Origin of the sequence: Micromonospora sp. NPDC005707, assembly GCF_040631005.1 — a bacterium.
Taxonomy (GTDB): Bacteria; Actinomycetota; Actinomycetes; order Mycobacteriales; family Micromonosporaceae; genus Micromonospora.
The window spans coordinates 469,636-488,477 of the sequence record NZ_JBEXYR010000005.1 but is presented as its reverse complement, the minus strand read 5'-3'; the positions used below and the strand labels follow the sequence as shown (position 1 = coordinate 488,477).

The 18,842-nt window shown below is 72.6% G+C and carries 16 protein-coding genes; 9 read left to right on the top strand and 7 right to left on the bottom strand.

The genetic code is table 11. The features are described 5' to 3' along the window. Positions 1-56 precede the first annotated feature (56 nt). The 5 genes from ABZ452_RS12795 (at position 57) to ABZ452_RS12775 (ending at position 6,007) form a co-directional block, all read left to right on the top strand. The gene (locus ABZ452_RS12795) at positions 57-1,727 is read left to right on the top strand and encodes an ABC transporter substrate-binding protein (RefSeq protein ID WP_357941913.1); all 1,671 of its coding nucleotides are present in this window, start codon (positions 57-59) and stop codon (positions 1,725-1,727) included. A 102-nt stretch (positions 1,728-1,829) separates the two neighbouring features. Further along, positions 1,830-2,837 (top strand): ABC transporter permease, encoded by a 1,008-nt coding sequence (locus ABZ452_RS12790; RefSeq protein ID WP_357941911.1) that lies wholly within the window; start codon positions 1,830-1,832, stop codon positions 2,835-2,837. A gap of 95 nt (positions 2,838-2,932) precedes the next feature. Continuing rightward, positions 2,933-3,874: an ABC transporter permease gene (locus ABZ452_RS12785; RefSeq protein ID WP_357942008.1), complete on the top strand. Its 942-nt coding sequence runs from the start codon at positions 2,933-2,935 to the stop codon at positions 3,872-3,874. Between the two features lie 43 nt (positions 3,875-3,917). Beyond that, on the top strand, positions 3,918-4,904 hold the full coding sequence (locus tag ABZ452_RS12780; RefSeq protein ID WP_357941908.1) for an ABC transporter ATP-binding protein: 987 nt from the start codon (positions 3,918-3,920) through the stop codon (positions 4,902-4,904). After that, the gene (locus ABZ452_RS12775) at positions 4,901-6,007 is read left to right on the top strand and encodes an oligopeptide/dipeptide ABC transporter ATP-binding protein (protein WP_357941906.1); all 1,107 of its coding nucleotides are present in this window, start codon (positions 4,901-4,903) and stop codon (positions 6,005-6,007) included. Before ABZ452_RS12780 ends, ABZ452_RS12775 begins: the two co-directional genes overlap by 4 nt. A 102-nt stretch (positions 6,008-6,109) precedes the next feature. Here the strand turns inward: ABZ452_RS12775 and ABZ452_RS12770 are convergent, their stop codons facing one another. Continuing rightward, entirely contained in the window at positions 6,110-6,589 is a 480-nt protein-coding gene (locus ABZ452_RS12770) for a hypothetical protein (protein WP_357941904.1), read from the bottom strand. Then, on the bottom strand, positions 6,571-7,197 hold the full coding sequence (locus ABZ452_RS12765) for an HNH endonuclease family protein (protein ID WP_357942006.1): 627 nt from the start codon (positions 7,195-7,197) through the stop codon (positions 6,571-6,573). The genes ABZ452_RS12770 and ABZ452_RS12765 overlap by 19 nt, the downstream gene beginning before the upstream one ends. 139 nt (positions 7,198-7,336) lie before the next feature. Here ABZ452_RS12765 and ABZ452_RS12760 point away from each other — a divergent pair, with 139 nt between their 5' ends. Beyond that, positions 7,337-8,815, top strand: coding sequence for an MFS transporter (locus tag ABZ452_RS12760; RefSeq protein ID WP_357941901.1), 1,479 nt, complete (start codon positions 7,337-7,339; stop codon positions 8,813-8,815). Between the two features lie 39 nt (positions 8,816-8,854). Here ABZ452_RS12760 and leuA read toward each other — a convergent pair whose 3' ends face one another. Beyond that, on the bottom strand, positions 8,855-10,606 hold the full coding sequence (gene leuA / locus ABZ452_RS12755) for a 2-isopropylmalate synthase (RefSeq protein ID WP_357941898.1): 1,752 nt from the start codon (positions 10,604-10,606) through the stop codon (positions 8,855-8,857). Positions 10,607-10,844: 238 nt separating this feature from the next. Next, a complete protein-coding gene (locus tag ABZ452_RS12750) occupies positions 10,845-12,116 on the bottom strand; it encodes an MFS transporter (RefSeq protein ID WP_357941896.1) in 1,272 nt (423 codons plus the stop codon). A 78-nt stretch (positions 12,117-12,194) separates the two neighbouring features. Between ABZ452_RS12750 and ABZ452_RS12745 the strand changes: the two genes are divergently transcribed. After that, positions 12,195-13,181 carry an ArsR family transcriptional regulator gene (locus tag ABZ452_RS12745; protein ID WP_357941894.1) on the top strand — a complete coding sequence of 329 codons (987 nt, stop codon included), beginning with the start codon at positions 12,195-12,197 and terminating at the stop codon, positions 13,179-13,181. Positions 13,182-13,205: 24 nt separating this feature from the next. Here the strand turns inward: ABZ452_RS12745 and ABZ452_RS12740 are convergent, their stop codons facing one another. Beyond that, positions 13,206-13,736: a nitroreductase family protein gene (locus ABZ452_RS12740; RefSeq protein WP_357941892.1), complete on the bottom strand. Its 531-nt coding sequence runs from the start codon at positions 13,734-13,736 to the stop codon at positions 13,206-13,208. An 85-nt stretch (positions 13,737-13,821) separates the two neighbouring features. After that, positions 13,822-14,604: a hypothetical protein gene (locus ABZ452_RS12735; RefSeq protein ID WP_357941890.1), complete on the bottom strand. Its 783-nt coding sequence runs from the start codon at positions 14,602-14,604 to the stop codon at positions 13,822-13,824. Between the two features lie 240 nt (positions 14,605-14,844). Here ABZ452_RS12735 and ABZ452_RS12730 point away from each other — a divergent pair, with 240 nt between their 5' ends. Together ABZ452_RS12730 and ABZ452_RS12725 are read left to right on the top strand one after the other, a co-directional pair. Then, positions 14,845-16,110, top strand: a complete 1,266-nt coding sequence (locus tag ABZ452_RS12730; protein ID WP_151462326.1) for an aspartate kinase — start codon at positions 14,845-14,847, stop codon at positions 16,108-16,110. 5 nt (positions 16,111-16,115) lie between these two features. After that, complete coding sequence (locus tag ABZ452_RS12725) at positions 16,116-17,174, top strand: aspartate-semialdehyde dehydrogenase (RefSeq protein WP_357941887.1); 1,059 nt, start codon at positions 16,116-16,118, stop codon at positions 17,172-17,174. A 49-nt stretch (positions 17,175-17,223) separates the two neighbouring features. Here ABZ452_RS12725 and ABZ452_RS12720 read toward each other — a convergent pair whose 3' ends face one another. Continuing rightward, a complete protein-coding gene (locus ABZ452_RS12720) occupies positions 17,224-18,687 on the bottom strand; it encodes a diguanylate cyclase (protein WP_357941885.1) in 1,464 nt (487 codons plus the stop codon). Positions 18,688-18,842 lie beyond the last annotated feature (155 nt).

Below are 18,842 nucleotides of genomic sequence, written 5' to 3'. Positions count from 1 at the left end.
GCACACGGACTGAGTCACAGCTCGGCGTGGACACATGCGCATGACAGAGGTGAGAGATGCAGGCGAGCAGGCTTAAAGCGGCCGTGGCCCTCGCGGCCGCCGCCGCTCTGGCGGTCGGGGCGTCCGGCTGCGCGAAGAGCGAGCGCGACGACGACAGCAGTGGGGCCAAGACCGGCGGCACGTTCGTCTTCGCGGGCGCCGGTAACCCCAAGAACTTCGACCCGATCTTCAACGACGACGGTGAGTCCTTCCGGCCGATCCGCCAGATGTACGACACCCTCGTGCAGAACAAGCCGGGTACGGCCGATCTGCAGGGCGCCCTGGCGGAGAGCTGGGAGCACGACCCCGACGGCAAGGTCTGGACCTTCCACCTGCGCAAGAACGTGAAGTTCCACGACGGCACCCCGTTCAACGCCGCCGCGGTCTGCTTCAACTTCGACCGCTGGTTCAACATGAAGGGCGCCGCCGCGCAGTCCCAGATGATCTACTACTCGGACGTCTTCGGCGGCTTCGCCAAGAACGAGGCCGAGGGTGTCGGCGAGCCGGTCTACAACAAGTGCGAGGCCAAGGACGACGGCACCGCCGTCGTCACGATGAACCGGTACAAGGGTGCCTTCCCCGGCGCCTTCGCGCTGACCGCGCTCTCGATCGCCAGCCCCGAGGCGCTCAAGAAGTACGACGCCGACACGGTGAAGCAGAACGGCGACTCGTTCGAGTACAGCGCGTTCGCCAACGAGCACCCGGTGGGCACCGGCCCGTTCACCTTCGGTGGCTGGGACAAGGCCAAGGGTGAGATCACCCTGAACCGGAACCCCGACTACTGGGGTGAGAAGGCCAAGGTCGACAAGCTCGTCATCAAGATCATCGAGGACGAGAACACCCGCAAGCAGGAGCTGCGGGCGGGCACCGTCCAGGGCATCGACTTCCCGGCCCCGGCCGACCGGAAGGCGCTCTCCGGCGAGGGCTTCCAGGTCCTCGACCGCCCGGCGTTCAACATCCTCTACCTCGGCTTCAACCAGAAGAACCCGAAGCTGAAGGACCTGCGGGTGCGCCAGGCGATCGCCTACGCCCTCAACCGCCAGCAGCTCGTCCAGACCAAGGGCCCGGGTGGCACCAAGGTCGCCGACGAGTTCATGCCGGACACCGTGCTCGGCTACGCCCAGGACGTGCAGAAGTACGACTACAACGTCGACAAGGCCAAGCAGCTGCTCAAGGAAGCGGGCGCCGAGAACCTGACGCTCAACTTCTACTACCCGACCGACGTCTCCCGGCCGTACATGCCGAACCCGCAGGAGATCTTCACCGTCCTCGCCAACGACCTGCAGGCCGTCGGCATCAAGGTCAACGGTGTGGCCCGCCCGTGGAACGGTGGTTACAAGGACGACGTGCAGCAGTTCGGCAAGCACGACCTGCACATCCTCGGCTGGACCGGTGACTACAACGACCCGGGCAACTTCGTCGGCACCTTCTTCGGCCGCGCCAAGGTCGAGTTCGGCGACCAGGCGATGACCGAGATGTTCGACGCCATCACCAAGGCCGACGGCACGGTCGACGAGGCCGGCAAGAAGGCCGCGTGGGAGCAGGTCAACCGCGACATCGCCGCCAAGTGGCTGCCGGCCGTGCCGGTCTGGCACGCCCCGCCGGCCATCGTGGTCACCAAGGACGTCAAGGGTCTGGTCGCCAGCCCCCTGACCGACGAGCGGTTCAACACCGTCAGCGTCGGCTGAAGCGCTACTGACCGCTGACGCCGTACGCGGAATCGGCCCGGGCCGGGCTCTCTCTCCCGGCCCGGGCCGACCCGCTGTTACCGAGAATCTGGTGTGTGAGAGATGTTGCGAGTCATAGTCCGCCGCCTGCTGCAGCTGGTGGTGACCCTGATAGGGCTGTCCGCGCTGGTCTTCATCTGGCTGCGGAACCTCCCCGGCGGCCCGGTCGAGGCGCTGCTCGGTGAGCGGGCCACGCCGGAGCGGCGCGCCCTGCTGATCAAGGCACTCGGCTACGACCAGCCGATCCTGGTGCAGTACGCCAAGTTCATGCAGCGCCTGCTGACCGGCGACTTCGGCAACTCGATCCGGAGCGGCGACCCGGTCACCGAGGTGATCGGCCGCGCCTTCCCGGCCACCATCGAGCTGGCCGCGGCCGCCATGATCATCGCCATCGGTCTCGGCGTGCCGCTCGGCTACCTCGCCGCCCGGCACCGGGGCCGGCTGCTGGACAACATGAGCATCGCCGGCACCCTGCTCGGCATCTCGATCCCGATCTTCTTCCTGGGCTACCTGCTCAAGGACGTCTTCACCCAGAACATGCACTGGTTCCCGCCCTCGGGCCGGATCAGCACCGGGGTGGACAACACCGACGTGACCGGCTTCTTCATCCTCGACGGGCTGCTCACGCGGGAGTTCGACGCCGTCGGCGACGCGCTGTGGCACCTGATCCTGCCGGCGCTCACCCTGGCCACCATCCCGCTCGCGGTGATCGTCCGGATCACCCGGGCCAGCGTGCTCGACGTGCTCAACGAGGACTTCGTCCGCACCGCCGAGGCGAAGGGCCTGCGGCACAAGACCATCCGGGGCCGGCACATCCTGCGGAACGCCCTGCTGCCGGTGGTCACCACCATCGGCCTGCAAACCGGCGCGCTGCTCTCCGGCGCGGTGCTCACCGAGCGGGTCTACAACTGGGGCGGCCTCGGCACGCTGATCTACAACTCGATCAGCGGCGGCCGCGACTACCCGGTGCTCCAGGCGCTGATCCTGCTGGCCGCGCTGGTCTTCGTGCTGGTCAACCTCCTGGTCGACCTCTCCTACGCCTTCATCGACCCGAGGGTGCGTGTGCGATGAGTGACCCGATCACCCGGCCCACGGTGGGCACCCCACGCGAGAGCGTGGACCCCGCCGCCGTCGAGGAGAAGCGCGAGGGGACCCTGCCGCGCGGCATCGACCGGCTCGGCGAGCGCAAGCGCGCCCGGCTGGAGCAACTGGCCCAGGCCACCGCCGACAAGGGCGGCGTGAGCCTGGTCCGGGACGCGTTCCGCCGGCTGCGGCGCAACCCGACGGCGATCGTCGGCGCGTCCATCGTGGCGCTCTTCATCCTGATCGCGATCTTCGCGCCGCTGCTCGCGCCGCACGACCCCGCGCAGCGCTTCGACGAGCTGACGAAGAACCTCACCGTCGACAACATCCCCGGGGCCAGCAGCGAGTTCCCCCTCGGTTCCGACCCGCTGGGCCGGGACTTCCTGTCCCGCATGATCCACGGCAGCCGGCAGACCCTCTTCGTCGGCGTGCTCGCCACGCTCATCGGGTTGGCCCTGGGTGTGCTGGTCGGCGCGATCGCCGGCGCCTTCGGCGGCTGGGTCGACAACATCCTGATGCGCTTCACCGACGTGATGCTGGCGCTGCCGGCCCTGCTGCTGGCGATCAGCCTGGTGGCCATGGCGAGCCGGTCCAGCCAGTGGACGGTGATCCTGGCGGTGGCCATCGTCAACGTGCCGATCTTCGCCCGGCTGCTACGCGGTTCGATGCTCGCCCAACGGGAGAGCGACCACGTGCTGGCCGCCCGGGCGCTCGGCGTCAAGCAGGGGTCGATCGTGCTCCGGCACATGCTGCCCAACGCGATGACCGCCGTGATCGTCCAGGCCACGCTGACCCTCTCCACCGCGATCCTGGAGGCGGCGTCGCTCTCCTTCCTCGGTCTCGGTGACCCCGACATCAACCGCGCCGAGTGGGGCCTGATGCTCGGTGTGGACGGGCAGCGCTACTTCGAGGTCCGGCCGGAACTGGCCTACTTCCCGGCCGTCGCGATCATCGTGGTCGCGCTGGGCTTCACCCTGCTGGGTGAGGGCATGCGCGAGGCGATCGACCCGAAGAGCCGGCGGTGACGGCGATGCGGACCAAGGACCAGCACCGTGAGGAAGTGACCCGATGAGCCTGCTCGACGTACGCGATCTGAGCGTGGTGTTCCAGCGTCGCGGTGAGCGGCCGTTCACCGCGGTCGACAAGGTCAGCTTCAGCGTGGAGCCGGGGCAGACCGTGGGCCTGGTCGGCGAGTCCGGCTGCGGCAAGAGCGTGACCAGCCTGGCGATCATGGGCCTGTTGCCCCGGCGGGGCAACAAGGTCACCGGCGAGGTCAACTTCGACGGCGCCGACCTGCTGAAGCTGCGCCCGGACGACATGCGGGACCGGCGCGGCCGGGACATCGGCATGATCTTCCAGGACCCGCTGTCCTCGCTGAACCCCGTCATCCCGATCGGCATCCAGGTGGCCGAGGTGCTGGAGCGGCACCGCGGGATGGACCGCAAGGCGGCCATGAAGGAGGCCCGGGAGCTGCTCGACGCGGTCGGCATCCCGGACCCGATGCGGCGGCTCAAGGAATACCCGCACCAGATCTCCGGCGGCATGCGGCAGCGCGCGCTGATCGCCATCGCGCTGGCCTGCAAGCCGCGGCTGCTGATCGCGGACGAGCCGACCACCGCGCTGGACGTGACCATCCAGGCGCAGATCCTCACCCTGCTCAAGCAGCTCGTCGACGAGACCGGCACCGCCCTGATCATGATCACGCACGACCTGGGCGTGGTGGCCGGCCTCTGCGACACCGTCAACGTGCTCTACGGCGGCAAGGTGGTCGAGCGGGCCGCGCGGCACGAGCTGTTCGCCCGGCCGCGGCACCCGTACACGCACGGGCTGCTCAACTCGGTGCCACGGCTGGACTCGCCGCGGGGCGAGCGGCTGCACGCCATCCGAGGCTCGGTGGCCGACAACATCCCGTGGGTCGAGGGCTGCGCGTTCGCCCCCCGCTGCGACAACGTGGTGGACGCCTGCCTGGAGGGCACCCCTCCGCTCGAACCCACCGCGACCGGCGGCGACCTGCGCTGCAACAACCCCGTTTCCGAGGAGGTGGCGGTGCCGTGACCGAGTCGACCGAGCGGACCGGACCACTTGTCGAACTGCGCGACGTCAAGGTCCACTTCCCGATCAAGAGCGGTGTGCTCTTCGACCGCACCGTCGGTCACGTCTACGCCGTCGACGGCGTCTCGCTCTCCATCAACAAGGGCGAGACGTACGGGCTGGTGGGCGAATCGGGGTGCGGCAAGTCCACCCTGGGCCGGGGCCTGCTGCGGCTGGTCGAACCGACCGACGGCGAGATCGTCTTCGACGGCACCGACATCCGCGCGCTCAAGGGCGAGTCGATGCGCCGGATGCGCCGCCGGATCCAGATGATCTTCCAGGACCCGCTGTCCAGCCTCGACCCCCGCCAGTCGGTGGAGTCGCTGCTGGTCGAGGGGCTCAAGGCGCACGGCCTGGCCAAGGACAAGGCGGCCACCGCCAAGCGGCTCCGGGAGGCGCTCGCCGCGGTCGGCCTGCCCGCCTCGGCGCTGAGCAAGTACCCGCACGAGTTCTCCGGCGGTCAGCGGCAGCGGATCGGCATCGCCCGGGCGCTGGTGCTCGACCCCGACCTGATCGTCGCCGACGAGCCGGTCTCCGCGCTGGACGTGTCGATCCAGGCGCAGGTGATCAACCTGCTGGAGGAACTGCAGAACGAGCACGGCCTGACGTACCTGATCATCGCCCACGACCTGGCGGTGGTCCGGCACATCGCCGACACGGTCGGGGTGATGTACCTCGGCGGCCTGGTGGAGGAGGCGTCCAGCGACGACCTCTACCGGGAGCCGATGCACCCGTACACCAAGGCGCTCATGTCGGCGGTGCCGGTGCCGGACCCGCAGGTGGAGGACCGGCGGGAGCGGATCCTGCTCGCCGGCGACCTGCCCTCGCCGACGAACCCGCCGGCCGGCTGCCGCTTCCACACCCGCTGCCCGTGGGCCCAGCCGACCCGGTGCGCCGAGGAACGGCCGGCGCTGCGCGAGGTGCTGGGCGGGCACCAGGTGGCCTGCCACTACGCGGAGGACATCGCGGCCGGCCGGATCCGGCCGCACGAGGTGGAGCCGGAACTGGTCCGGCCCGACGACGGCGCCGCGCCGGGCGACACCGGGGAGCTGATCCCGACGCCGTGACGTGAGTGGTGCCGCGCCGGGCAGCTGATCCCGACGCCGTGACGTGACGACGCGAGGCCCCTTCCCCGGGCGGGGAAGGGGCCTCGTCGCGTTCGGAGCGGGTCAGCCCTCGGGACGGTGGAGCAGGGCCACCGCGACGGTGTGCACGGCGTCCAGCGCGGCCGGGTCGGCCAGCGGCACCCGGCCACCGGTCACCGCGTACCACTCGTCGGCGTCCTTGTACTGCACCCGCAGGGTGACGTGCCCGTCGGCGTACTCGGTGCGCAGCGTCAGGTCGCCGGTCACCACGCCGACCTCGTCGGTCATCACCCCGCCCGGGCCGGCGGTGATGTCGCTGGTCCGTTCCGGGGCGCCGGGCGCCGGCGGGGCCGCCGCGGGCGCCGTCGGGGTGGCGTCGGCGGACATCCCGGCCCCGGAGACGTCGGCGGGGGCGGCCGGCGTGCCGTCGGCCGTCATGCCGGCCGAGGTCGGGCCGGGCGCGGTCGCGCCGCCGGCGGCCGCCGCGGCGTCCCCGCCGGTGGTGTCCGGCGTTCCCTCCGGCGCCGGCGCGCCGCCGGCCCCGGTCACGGCTTGTTCGCCCATGTGCAGCCCTCCAACATGTCGGTGAGGGCGGCCTTCTCGGCAGTGGTCACCGTCAGCCGCCAGTAGTGCTTGACCGTCACCCAGTCCGCGGCGTACTGGCACCAGAACGACCGGTTCGCCGGCTTCCACTGGGACGGGTCCTGGTCACCCTTTGCCCGGTTGGAACGGAGGGAAACCGCGATGAGCTGCGGCCGGGTCAGGTCGTTGGCGAAGTCGCCGCGCTTCGAGTCGTCCCACTCGTCGGCGCCGGAGCGCCAGGCGTTGGCCAGCGGCACCATGTGGTCGATGTCCACGTCGGCCGGATCGGCCAGCGTGAGCCCGTCGTACGCGCTCTCCCAGCGGCCGCCCACCACGTTGCAGCCGGAGAGCTTGATGCCCTCGCCGTCGCGCTGCAGCACGCTGTCCCGCACGTCGCAGTTCTTGCCGGTGTCCCGCCAGTGCGGGAAGCGGGTCCGGCTGTAGCCCTTCATCGAACCGGCGGCGGCGACGGTCAGCTCACCGAGCTGCTGGTCGACGTTGCCGGCGCTGCTGGGCGGCGTGTCCGGCTCGTCGACCGGCACGCATCCGGTGGCGCCGAGGGCGAGCACCGCGGTGAGCGCGGCGGCCATCCCGGCACGGGCTCCTGATCTCGTACGCACAGACGACACCTCTCCAGCTTGCGTGCTCCCGGCGAGTCCGCACAGTACCCGGCGACGGTTTCCCAGATTCGTGGCGTCGGAAGTGGAGGGCCCGGCAGAGTGGTTACCCATGACCGCTCCCGCTCCCGCGCTGCGTATCGGCACCGCCGCCGGGCGCGGCACCCTGCTCGCGGCGATCCTCGCCTCCGGCATGGTCTTCCTGGACAGCACCGTCGTCAACGTGGCGCTGCCCCGGCTCGGCGCCGAACTCGACGCCACCGTGGCCGGTCTTCAGTGGACGGTCAACGGGTACCTGCTCATGCTGGCCGCCTTCGTGCTGCTGGGCGGCGCGCTCGGTGACCGGTTCGGGCGGCGGCGGATCTTCCTGCTCGGGGTGGTGTGGTTCGCCGTGGCGTCGATGCTCTGCGGGTTCGCCCAGGGCACCGGCTGGCTGATCGCCGCCCGGTTCCTCCAGGGCGCCGGCGGGGCGCTGCTCACCCCCGGCTCGCTCGCCGTGCTCCAGGCCAGCTTCCACCCGGACGACCGGGCCCGGGCGATCGGCACCTGGTCCGGGCTCTCCGGGGTGTCCACCGCGCTCGGCCCGCTCCTCGGCGGCTGGCTGATCGACACGCTCTCCTGGCGGTGGATCTTCTTCGTCAACCTGCCGCTGGCCGTCGGGGTGGTGTTCGCCGCGCTGCACTGGGTGCCGGAGAGCCGGGACGAGGCCGCCTCGCGTACCGGAGCCGGCCGGACGTTCGACGTGGCGGGCACGCTGCTCGGCGCCCTGGCCCTCGGCGGCGTCACGTACGCCCTCATCGACGCGCCGGCGCGTGGCGCCGGCTCCCCGGCGGTGCTGGCCGCGGCGGTGGTCGGGGTGCTGGGCGCGGTGGTCTTCGTGCTGGTGGAGCGGCGCCGCGGCGACACCGCCATGCTGCCCACCGGGCTGTTCGGCAGCCGGCTCTTCTCGGTGTTGAACATCTTCACGGTGGTCGTCTACGCGGCCCTCGGCGGCTTCACCTTCTTCCTCGCCGTCTACCTGCAGAACGTGGTCGGCTGGTCGGCGCTGCTCACCGGCCTGGCCACCGTGCCGATGACCCTGCTGCTGCTGGTCGGCTCGGCCCGGGCCGGTGCGCTCGCCGCGCGGATCGGCCCCCGGCTGCCGCTCACCGTCGGCCCGGTGGTGGCCGCGGCCGGCCTGCTGCTGCTGCGCCGGGTCGGCCCCGGGGCGTCGTACTGGGTGGACGTGCTGCCCGGGGTCCTCCTGTTCGGCGCGGGGCTCACCCTGGTGGTCGCCCCGCTGACCGCGTCCGTGCTGGCCGCGGTGGCGGACCGGTTCGCCGGGGTGGCGAGCGGCTTCAACAACGCCGCCGCCCGGGCCGGCGGCCTGCTCGCGGTGGCCGCGCTGCCGCTGCTGGTCGGCCTCTCCGGCGGCGGCTACGAGCAGAAGGCCGCGCTGGCCGGCGCGTTCCGCGGGGCGATGCTCTGGTGCGCCGGCCTGCTGCTGGCCGGGGCGGTGCTGGCCGGGCTGCTGATCCACCGGCCGGAGCGGACCGCACCCGGCGCCCAGCCCTGCCCGTCGCTGCCCGCCTCGACGCCGCCGGACAAGTGAGAGGCCCCCCGTCGACGGGGGGCCTCTCACTCGACGAACTCAGGCGCGGGCGCGGTTGACCGCGCTGGTGACCGCCTTGATGGAGGCGGTCACGATGTTGGCGTCCATCCCGACGCCCCAGACGGTCCGGCCGTCCACCTCGCACTCCACGTACGCGGCGGCCTGCGCGTCCCCGCCGGAGGAGAGCGCGTGCTCGTGGTAGTCGAGCACGCGTACCGCCACGCCCAGCGACTGGAGCGCGTTGACGTACGCGTCGATGGGGCCGTTGCCGACCGCGGTGAGCGGGTGGACCTCGCCGTCGTAGCCGACCCGGGCCTCGATCTCGACCTTGCCCTCGGCGGTGCCGATGGCGTAGCCGGCCAGGGTGACCGCCGGGTCGACCTGGTGGTCGACCAGATAGTTGCGGGCGAAGATCTCCCACATGGTGCCCGGCTCGACCTCGCCGCCGTCGTGGTCGGTGACCTGCTGGACCACGCCGGAGAACTCGATCTGGAGGCGGCGCGGCAGGTCGAGCTGGTGCTCGGACTTCATGATGTACGCGACGCCGCCCTTGCCGGACTGCGAGTTGACCCGGATGACCGCCTCGTAGGTGCGGCCCAGGTCCTTCGGGTCGATCGGCAGGTAGGGCACGGCCCAGGTGAACTCGTCGACCGGCACGCCGGCCGCCGCCGCGTCGGTGTGCAGCGCGTCGAAGCCCTTCTTGATCGCGTCCTGGTGCGAGCCGGAGAAGGCGGTGTAGACCAGGTCGCCCGCGTACGGGTGGCGCTCGTGCACCGGCAGCTGGTTGCAGTATTCGACGGCGCGCTTGACCTCGTCGATGTTCGAGAAGTCGATCATCGGGTCGATGCCCTGCGAGAACAGGTTCAGCCCCAGGGTGACCAGGTCGACGTTGCCGGTGCGCTCGCCGTTGCCGAACAGGCAGCCCTCGATCCGGTCGGCGCCGGCCAGCAGGCCCAGCTCGGCGGCGGCCACCCCGGTGCCCCGGTCGTTGTGCGGGTGCAGGCTCAGCACCAGGCTGTCCCGGCGGGGCAGGCGCCGGTGCATCCACTCGATCGAGTCGGCGTAGACGTTCGGCATGGCCATCTCGACGGTGGCCGGCAGGTTGACGATCAGCTTCCGGTCCGGGGTGGGGTCGACCACCTCGATGACCTTGGCGCAGACCTCCAGCGCGTACTCCAGCTCGGTGCCGGTGTACGACTCCGGCGAGTACTCGTAGTGGATGTCGGTGTCCGGGGTGTGGATCTCCGCGTACTTCTGGCAGAGCCGGGCCCCGGTCGTGGCGATGTCGGTGATGCCGTCCCGGTCCAGGCCGAAGACCACCCGGCGCTGCAGCGTCGAGGTGGAGTTGTAGAAGTGCACGATGGCCCGGCGCGCGCCGCGCAGCGACTCGAAGGTCCGGTCGATCAGGTGCTCCCGGCACTGGGTCAGCACCTGGATGGTGACGTCCTCCGGGATGAGGTTCTGCTCGATCAGCTGCCGGACGAAGTCGTAGTCGGTCTGGCTCGCCGAGGGGAAGCCGACCTCGATCTCCTTGTAGCCCATCTGCACCAGGAGCTGGAACATCCGGCGCTTGCGCTCCGGCGACATCGGGTCGATCAGGGCCTGGTTGCCGTCGCGGAGGTCGACGGCGCACCAGCGGGGCGCGGCCTCGACGCGGCGGGTGGGCCAGGCGCGGTCGGGCAGCTCGAAGCGGAACTGCTGGTCATAAGGCAGGTAACGCTGGAACGGCATCCGGCTGGGGCGCTGGCGGGCGATCGGATCGGTCTCGGCGTCGGTGACAGGTTGAGCCATCTCGGAGTGCTCCCTGGGAACATGTGGCGTCAGCAGATCGGAAGGTGTCGGCGAGATGCCGGGCGACGGTGCGCGGCGGTGCCGAGAAGAAGTTCGGATGTGCTGGACGGCGCGGTTCAACTCCGCGACGAGGTGCCGGCCGGTCAGGCCTCGTCGCGGCAGCCAAGAAGAAGGTACGCGCGCCACATGACAGGGTCACCCTACGTGGTGGGACGGGTGGTGGGAAGGCAGGTCCGGACTATGGGACCGGTGTCACGGTCTTTTCCGGCGCCACGGCGCCCAGCCGCGGCGTCCGGCCGGCCCAGGCCACCACGGGCACGATCGCCAGCCCGACCAGCGCGAAGACCGCGGCAGTCGGGTACCACCCCCAGCCGCCGGTGGTCACCCCCAGGGCGGTGAGCCCCGCCGGGGCGATCAGGTACTGCAACTGCGTGCCGAGCCGGAACGCCCCCACGTACGCGCCGCGCTGGGTGGCGGGCGGCAGGGTGGCGGTGAGCCCCCAGGTGCCCGCCGACTCGACCAGCTCGGCCACGATCAGCAGCATCGCGGCGGCCACCAGCACCACCAGCGTGAGCGTGCCCCGGGTCACCCCGGACACCGGCAGGACCAGGCAGAACAGGGCGATCAGCAGGGCGCCCCGGCGGGACGCCCGGGCGGCGCCCGGCGCGGTGTCGGCGCCCCGGCTGGCGCGTACCTGGAGCAGCACGATGAGGACCGTGTTGAGCAGCACCAGCCCGGCGATCACCGTCTTCGGCGCATCGGTGTGGGTGAGGATCCAGAGCGGCATCACCGTCAGGTAGAGCGTCTGGTGCGCGGTGAGCAGCCCCGAGAGCAGGGACACCGCCATGAACGGGCGGTCGCGAAGCACGGCGAGCCGGCTCATCGGCTCGGCCGGCCGGGCCACCTCGGGCAGCCGGGGCAGCCGCCGCACGAAGAGCGACGTCACCAGGAACACCGCCGCGATGAACCAGACCATCCCCCGGTACGCCGCGATCGTGTCCACCGCCAGCACCAGGCCGCTGATCGCGGCGCCGAGCCCGAACCCGACGTTCAGCAACGAGCGCTGGTAGGCCATCGCGGTGACCCGTTCACCCGGGGGGAGCGCGTTGATCGAGTAGACCTGCCGCGCCACGCCGGCCGCGGCGTCCACGGCGGCCAGCGCCACCACCACGGCGAGGAACCCGGCGAACCCGCCCACGAACGGGTACGTCGCGAAGAGCGCCCCGTCCAGCACCAGCGCGACCACCCAGACCCGCTGCGGCCCGTACCGGTCGGTGAGCCCGCCCAGCGGCACCGTGCCCAGCAGCGACACCCCGGCCGCGATGGACAGGCCCAGCCCGACCTGGGCGGCGCTGAGCCCGAGCGCCCGGGTGAAGAAGACCGCGCTGCCGGCCTGGAACAGGCCGTTGCCGACGGCGTAGACCATGGCCTGCACGGCCAGGGCGCGGGTCAGACCGGCCGGCGGTACGACGTGCCGGACGGCGGTGCGGATGGTGTCTCTGGCCCCCATGGCCGGTGAGTGAACCGCGCCCCCCACGTTCCGGTCGAGCCTTTTAGGCTGGGCCGAATCCTGCGTCCGGGGGTGCGCGTGTCCGAGTTGCGGTTCAGCCTGGCCGACGTCGCGGGAGTGCGGTTCGCCGTCTCGCCGGCCAACGAGACGGTCATGAGCATGTGGGCGCTGGCCGATCCGGTCCGCTACGCCGTGCACCTGCCCTGGATCGACCGGGCCCGGCTGACGCTGCGCCGTCCGGACGTCGCCGAACGGGTCCGCCCGCTGGTGGAGCTGACCCGGCCGCGCCGCTGGCTGCCCGACTTCCTCACGCCGGCGGCCCGGCCGGGCATGGAGATGACCGACCAGCTCGACCAGATCGCGTCGACGCCGCCGGACGTGGTGGTCCAGGACCTGCTGGCGACCACCCCGCGAGGGCCGCTGAGCCCGTTCGGGCTGGCGCTGCTCGCCGATCCCCGCGGGCTGCTGCCGCAGGTCGTCGACGCGATGCGGATCTGGTACGACGAGGCGATCGCCCCGGACTGGACGCGGATGCGCGCGTTGCTGGACGCCGACGTCGCGTACCGCGCCACCCAGCTCGCCGAGGGCGGCGCCGGCCGGCTGTTCGCGCAGCTCCACCCGAGCCTGCGCTGGTTGGGCGACCGGGTGGTCAGCGACGACCCGTTCGAGCGGGACTTCGACCTCCGTGGGCGCGGGCTGGCGCTGAACCCGAGCGTGTTCACCGACCGGCGGGTGCTGTGGAACCTGCTGGAGGACTCGCTGCCGGCCGGGGCGTACCCGGTCCGGGCCGTCGGGACGCTCTGGGAGCAGGCCCCGACCCCGCCCGGGGATCCGCTGGTCCGGGTGGTCGGCGCCGGCCGGGCCGCGCTGCTGCACCTGCTCGACTCGGCGGTGACCACCACCGACCTGGCCCGGCTCACCGGGATGTCCGCCGGGAACGTCTCCCAGCACCTCTCCGCGCTGCACGCCGCCGGGTTGATCGCCCGGTCCCGGGCCGGGCGGCACGTGCTCTACCGCAACACCGAGGTGGGCGCCGCCCTGCTCCGCGCCGCGCGCGGCATCTGACCCGGCCGCGCCCGCCGCACGGAGTCAGCGCAGCAGCAGGGCGGCGAGCGGCCGGCGGCGGCGCAGGGCGGTCTCCCGGTCCCGCAGGTCCTCGGGGAGCGCGGTCGGGTCCCCGAGCCGGCCGACCGCGGCCACCACCAGGGGCCGGATCTCGACCGCCAGGTCCAGCTCGGCGGCGAGGCCGGCGCGGTCGAAGCGGGTGAGCTGGTGCACGTGCAGGCCGAGCGCGGTGGCCTGCACGGTCAGGTGGGCGACGGCCTGGCCGAGGTCGTACGCGGCCCGTTCCGGGTCGCCGCCGGTGTGCGCGCCGACGACCAGGGCGGCGGCGTGCCGCACCCAGCGCTGGTCGCCCTCGGGCAGGTTGACCAGGACCCGCTTCCACGTCTCGTCCTGCCGGTGGCCGAGCGCGAAGCGCCACGGCTGGGCGTTGCCGGCCGACGGCGCCCAGCGGGCGGCCTCCAGCAGGGAGGTGGCTTCGTCGCCGGTCAGCTCGGCGGCCGGGTCGAAGGCGCGCGGGCTCCAGCGGAAGGCGAGCAGCGGGGTGAGGTCGGGCATGCGGGGAAGCATCCCAGATGGGCGTTTTGCCCTCACCAGCCGCCTCGGCAGATGTGGTCAAGAGCACCCGTAACGGACATGAGGGTCAGGACGTTCCCGCGCCCGGGCTGTCGGTCGGCGACGGCGCGTCCCGGCTCACCGGCTCGCCCTCGGTGACCGGCCCCGCCAGCGGCACGGTGGCCGGCGCCGCGCCCGGCTCGCCGGCCAGCTTCAGCGTGCCGAAGGCGGCCCGGACCGCGGCCGGGGTGCCGTCCGGCAGGTAGCAGTAGATCCCCACGTCCAGCGGGGCGTTCAGCGAGGCCGAGGTCGACTCGACCGAGTAGCACTCGCCGCTCACCCCCGGCAGCGGGGCGGCCGGCGAGACGGCGAGCGGGGCGCGCCGGTCGGTGAGCACGTCCAGCCAGTCGGTGAACGGGTGCTGCACCCGAGGATCCAGCCTGCGGGGCACGGCGTCGTCGGCGTCGCCGAGGCGTACGCAGCCCGCCGGCTGTGCCCAACCGGCCGAGGGCAGGGCGCACTGGAAGAGCCCGTCGCCGGTGGCGGCGAGCGAGACGTCGACCGTGCCGCCCTGCCCCCAACCGGGCACGTCCACCCGCCAGGTGCCGTCGTTCGCGCTGGTCACCGTGACCGTCCGGGTCGCCCCGTCGGCCGCTTCGAAGGCGTACGTGGCGGTGAGGTGCCGGTCCTGGGCGGCGGCGGCCAGCGCGGCGAGCTCGTCCCGGGCCGCGTCCGCCTCGACCGGGACCGGGTCGGCGGTGCTGGTCGGGGCCGGGCTCGGCGGGTCGGCGGTGCAGGCGACCAGGAGCGCGGGCAGGGTGAGCGCCAGGGCGCCGGTCAGTCGCCGGGCCGCGCGTCGGTGTGCGTGCACCGGGACATTCTGCGGTGCCGGCCGGGCTACCGGGAGCCCTCCGGGCGGGTGTTCCGGCCGGCGTGTCGCGCGGCCGGGCCGGTGCCGGTGACCGGCCCACGCCGGGCCGGATGGTGGGATCACCCGACCCGGCGCCAACCGCCGCCCGATACCCTGGGGAGGTCTGACACGCGCCGCCGGACCGAAGAAACCGGCGGCGCCGGCACGCTCAGGGTCGTCGCTGGGAGGGAGTGCACCGTCGTGGCACTCGTGGTGCAGAAGTACGGCGGGTCCTCCGTCGCCAACGCCGAGCGGATCAAGCGGGTGGCCGAGCGCATCGTGGCCGCCCGCAAGGCCGGCGACGACGTGGTCGTGGTGGTCTCCGCCATGGGAGACACCACCGACGAGCTGCTCGACCTGGCCAACCAGGTCAGCCCGCTGCCGCCCGGCCGCGAGCTGGACATGCTGCTCACCGCCGGCGAGCGGATCTCCATGGCGCTGCTCGCCATGGCCATCCACAACCTGGGGTACGAGGCGCGCTCGTTCACCGGCTCGCAGGCCGGCGTGCTCACCACCTCGGTGCACGGCCGGGCGCGGATCATCGACGTCACCCCGGGCCGCCTCAAGGGCGCGCTGGACGAGGGCGCGGTGGTCATCGTGGCCGGCTTCCAGGGCGTCTCGCAGGACACCAAGGACGTCACCACGCTGGGCCGGGGCGGGTCGGACACCACCGCCGTGGCCCTCGCCGCGGCGCTCGACGCGGACGTCTGCGAGATCTACACCGACGTGGACGGCGTCTTCACGGCCGACCCGCGGATCGTGCCGAACGCCCGGCACATCAAGCACATCACCTACGAGGAGATGCTGGAACTGGCCGCCTGCGGCGCCAAGGTGCTGCACCTGCGCAGCGTCGAGTACGCCCGGCGCGCAGGGTTGCCGATCCACGTCCGTTCGTCATACTCGACCAACACCGGCACGATGGTCACCGGATCGATGGAGGACCTTCCTGTGGAACAGGCACTGATCACCGGGGTCGCCCACGACCGCAGCGAGGCGAAGATCACGATCGTCGGGGTGCCCGACGAGCCGGGCGCCGCCGCGCGGATCTTCGACACCGTGGCCGGCGCCGAGATCAACATCGACATGATCGTGCAGAACGTGTCCACCGAGGGCACCGGCCGCACGGACATCTCCTTCACGCTGCCCAAGACCGACGGCCCGACGGCCATGGCCGCGCTCAGCAAGATCCAGGAGCAGGTCAAGTTCAAGGGCCTGCTCTACGACGACCACGTCGGCAAGGTCTCCCTGATCGGCGCCGGCATGCGCTCGCACCCGGGTGTCGCGGCCGGCTTCTTCGCCGCCCTCGGCGCGGCCGGGGTGAACATCGAAATGATCTCCACCTCGGAGATCCGGGTCTCCGTGGTCTGCCGGGACACCGACCTCGACAAGGCGGTCCGGGCCATCCACGACGCCTTCGAACTGGGCGGTGACACCGAAGCCGTCGTCTACGCCGGCACCGGGCGGTAGCGCGGATGTCGTCGCTGCCCACCCTCGCCGTGGTCGGGGCGACCGGCGCCGTCGGCACGGTGATGTGCCAGCTCCTCTCCTCCCGGCGCAACGTGTGGGGCGAGATCCGGTTGCTCGCCTCCGAGCGCTCCGTCGGCCGCCAGATCCAGTGCCGGGGCGAGTCGCTGACCGTCCAGGCGCTCACCCCCGAGGCGTTCGACGGGGTGGACGTGGCGATGTTCGACGTCCCGGACGAGGTCTCGGCCGAGTGGGCGCCGGTCGCCGTCGGCCGGGGCGCCGTCGCCGTGGACAACTCGGGCGCGTTCCGCATGGACCGCGACGTGCCGCTGGTCGTCCCCGAGATCAATCCCGAGCAGGTGCGCAACCGGCCGAAGGGGATCATCGCCAACGCCAACTGCACCACCCTGGCGATGATCGTGGCGATCGCTCCGCTGCACCGCGAGTACGGGCTGCGCGAGCTGGTGCTCGCCTCGTACCAGGCGGTCTCCGGGGCCGGGCAGGCCGGCGTGGACGCGCTGCACGCCCAGCTCGGCAAGATCGCCGGGGACCGGGCGCTCGGCTCCCGGCCGGGCGACGTCCGGCAGGCGGTCGGCGACGAGCTGGGCCCGTTCCCGGCGCCGCTCGCGCTCAACGTGGTGCCCTGGGCCGGCTCGCTCGCGGACGGCGGCTGGTCGTCCGAGGAGCTGAAGATGCGCAACGAGTCGCGCAAGATCCTCGGGCTGCCCGACCTCAAGGTCTCCGCGACCTGCGTCCGGGTGCCCGTGGTGACCGGTCACTCGGTCGCCGTGCACGCGGTCTTCGCCACCGAGGTTGACGCCGAGGGCGCCCGTGAGGTGCTGCGCAACGCGCCCGGCGTGATCCTTGTCGACGACCCGGCCGCCGGCGAGTTCCCCATGCCGATCGACGCGGTGGGCACCGACCCGTCCTGGGTCGGCCGGATCCGCCGCGCTGTCGACGACCCGCGCGCCCTCGACCTCTTCGTCACCGGCGACAACCTGCGCAAGGGCGCCGCCCTGAACACCGCCCAGATCGCCGAACTGCTGGCCAGGGAGCTGACCCGCTGATCGCCGGCCGGCGTCCGCTCCGCCAACCTGGTGCGGGTGGCCGCGCCGGTCAGGCGGCGGAGAGGTGCACGCCGTCGCGGCCGTCCCGCTTGACGGCGTAGAGGGCCTGGTCGGCGCGGCGCAGGGTCCGCTCCGGGGTCTCGCCCGGCCGTGGCAGGGCGACGCCGACGCTGATCGTCCGGCCGGTACGGCGGGCGGCCTCGGTGAGCCGCTCGGCGATCCGTACGGCCTCCTCCGGACGGCTCACCTCGATCACCGCGACGAACTCGTCGCCGCCGGTCCGGTACAGCTCGTCGCCCTGGCGCAACGCACCCTCCAGCGCCCGGGCCAGCCCCACCAGCAGCTGGTCGCCGGCCTGGTGGCCGTACGTGTCGTTGACGTCCTTGAAGCCGTCCACGTCGATGGCCAGCAGGGCGGTACGCCCCGGCGTGGCGCTCGCGATCCGCTGCCCGAACGGCCCGGTGTGGCGCAGCCCGGTGAGCGGATCCGAGCTGGCCTGCTCGCGCAGCCGGGCGAGCGTACGCAGCCGGTCGAGGCAGATCCACGCCTGCCCGGCCAGCAGCTCGATGAGGTTGACCGTGGTCGGGTCCGGGCGCAGCAGCCGCTCGTCCGCGACCAGCAGCACGCCGCCGCCCTCCGCCGGGCCGACCGGCACCGCCACGAGGGTGCGCGCGCCGGCCCGGGTCAGCGGCAGGTAGTCCTCGGTCGGCGGATGCCCCTCCTCGCCCAGCGTGTACGCCGAGCCGTGCCGGTGGGCGCGGGCGATCATCCGGGCGAGCGCCGCCGGCCCGGCCTCGGCCAGCTCGGCCCGGATCCGGGCCTCCAGCGCTCCGGGGGTGCCCGTCGGCGTGCCCAGCCGGGGTTCGCGCGGGCCGGGGAGGATCAGCACGGCGGCGGAGAGCGCCGAGACGTCCCGGGCCGCGGCGATCGCGGCGGTCATCAGGTCCCAGTCGGTGGGTGCGGTGGTCATCGCGGCGGCGTGCCGGAGCAGCTTCTCGCTGCGGCTCTCGGCCGGCGGGCCGTCGAGCGCGGCGATCCGGGCGCCGAGCCGGTCGGCCAGCCGCTGCGCGGTCTTCCGCCACCGGTCGATCTCGACCGGGCCGCTCCACTGGAGGTCCAGCACGCCGAGCGGCCGGCCGGCCCGGTCCCGCACCGGCACGCAGATCTCGGCGGTGACGTCGGGGCGCACCGGGAGGTAGTCGGGGTCGGCGGTCACGTCGGGGACGGTGGCGGGCTCGCCGGAGTCGTACACCCGGGCCACGATCGACCGCTCCTGGTCCCGGCGCGGCGGGCCGGAGTTGTCGCTCGGGTTCCTCAGCGGCACGGTGGAGAAGACCTGCCACGCTCCGGTGGCCGCGACGCAGCGCAGCCGGTCGTGGACCTGGAGCAGGATCGAGATCGTCGCCGGGGTGTGCCGGGCCAGCGCCGCGACGGTCCACTGGCACGCCTCCAGCGCGGTCGACGCCATCGGAAGGCGGACCGTGACGTCCCGGACGACTCGCTCGTGATCCACGTCGTTCCTGCTCGGAGGGGGCGGGGCGCGATCAAGGGTACCCAGCGGGCCAGCCGGCGACCTTCGTACACATGTGCTATCCACAGGCTGTGGACGCGACCTGTGGGTGACGGGGCCCCGCGGTGGGGTGCGGCGGCGATAGCGTGAGGGTCCCG

Coding starts and splice junctions, on each gene's coding strand:
- ABZ452_RS12795 (WP_357941913.1), top strand. CDS start 57: ATGCAGGCGAGCAGGCTTAAAGCGGCCGTGGCCCTCGCGGCCGCCGCC.
- ABZ452_RS12790 (WP_357941911.1), top strand. CDS start 1,830: ATGTTGCGAGTCATAGTCCGCCGCCTGCTGCAGCTGGTGGTGACCCTG.
- ABZ452_RS12780 (WP_357941908.1), top strand. CDS start 3,918: ATGAGCCTGCTCGACGTACGCGATCTGAGCGTGGTGTTCCAGCGTCGC.
- ABZ452_RS12770 (WP_357941904.1), bottom strand. CDS start 6,589: ATGGGCGAACAAGCCGTGACCGGGGCCGGCGGCGCGCCGGCGCCGGAG.
- ABZ452_RS12765 (WP_357942006.1), bottom strand. CDS start 7,197: ATGGCCGCCGCGCTCACCGCGGTGCTCGCCCTCGGCGCCACCGGATGC.
- ABZ452_RS12760 (WP_357941901.1), top strand. CDS start 7,337: ATGACCGCTCCCGCTCCCGCGCTGCGTATCGGCACCGCCGCCGGGCGC.
- leuA (WP_357941898.1), bottom strand. CDS start 10,606: ATGGCTCAACCTGTCACCGACGCCGAGACCGATCCGATCGCCCGCCAG.
- ABZ452_RS12750 (WP_357941896.1), bottom strand. CDS start 12,116: ATGGGGGCCAGAGACACCATCCGCACCGCCGTCCGGCACGTCGTACCG.
- ABZ452_RS12740 (WP_357941892.1), bottom strand. CDS start 13,736: ATGCCCGACCTCACCCCGCTGCTCGCCTTCCGCTGGAGCCCGCGCGCC.
- ABZ452_RS12725 (WP_357941887.1), top strand. CDS start 16,116: ATGTCGTCGCTGCCCACCCTCGCCGTGGTCGGGGCGACCGGCGCCGTC.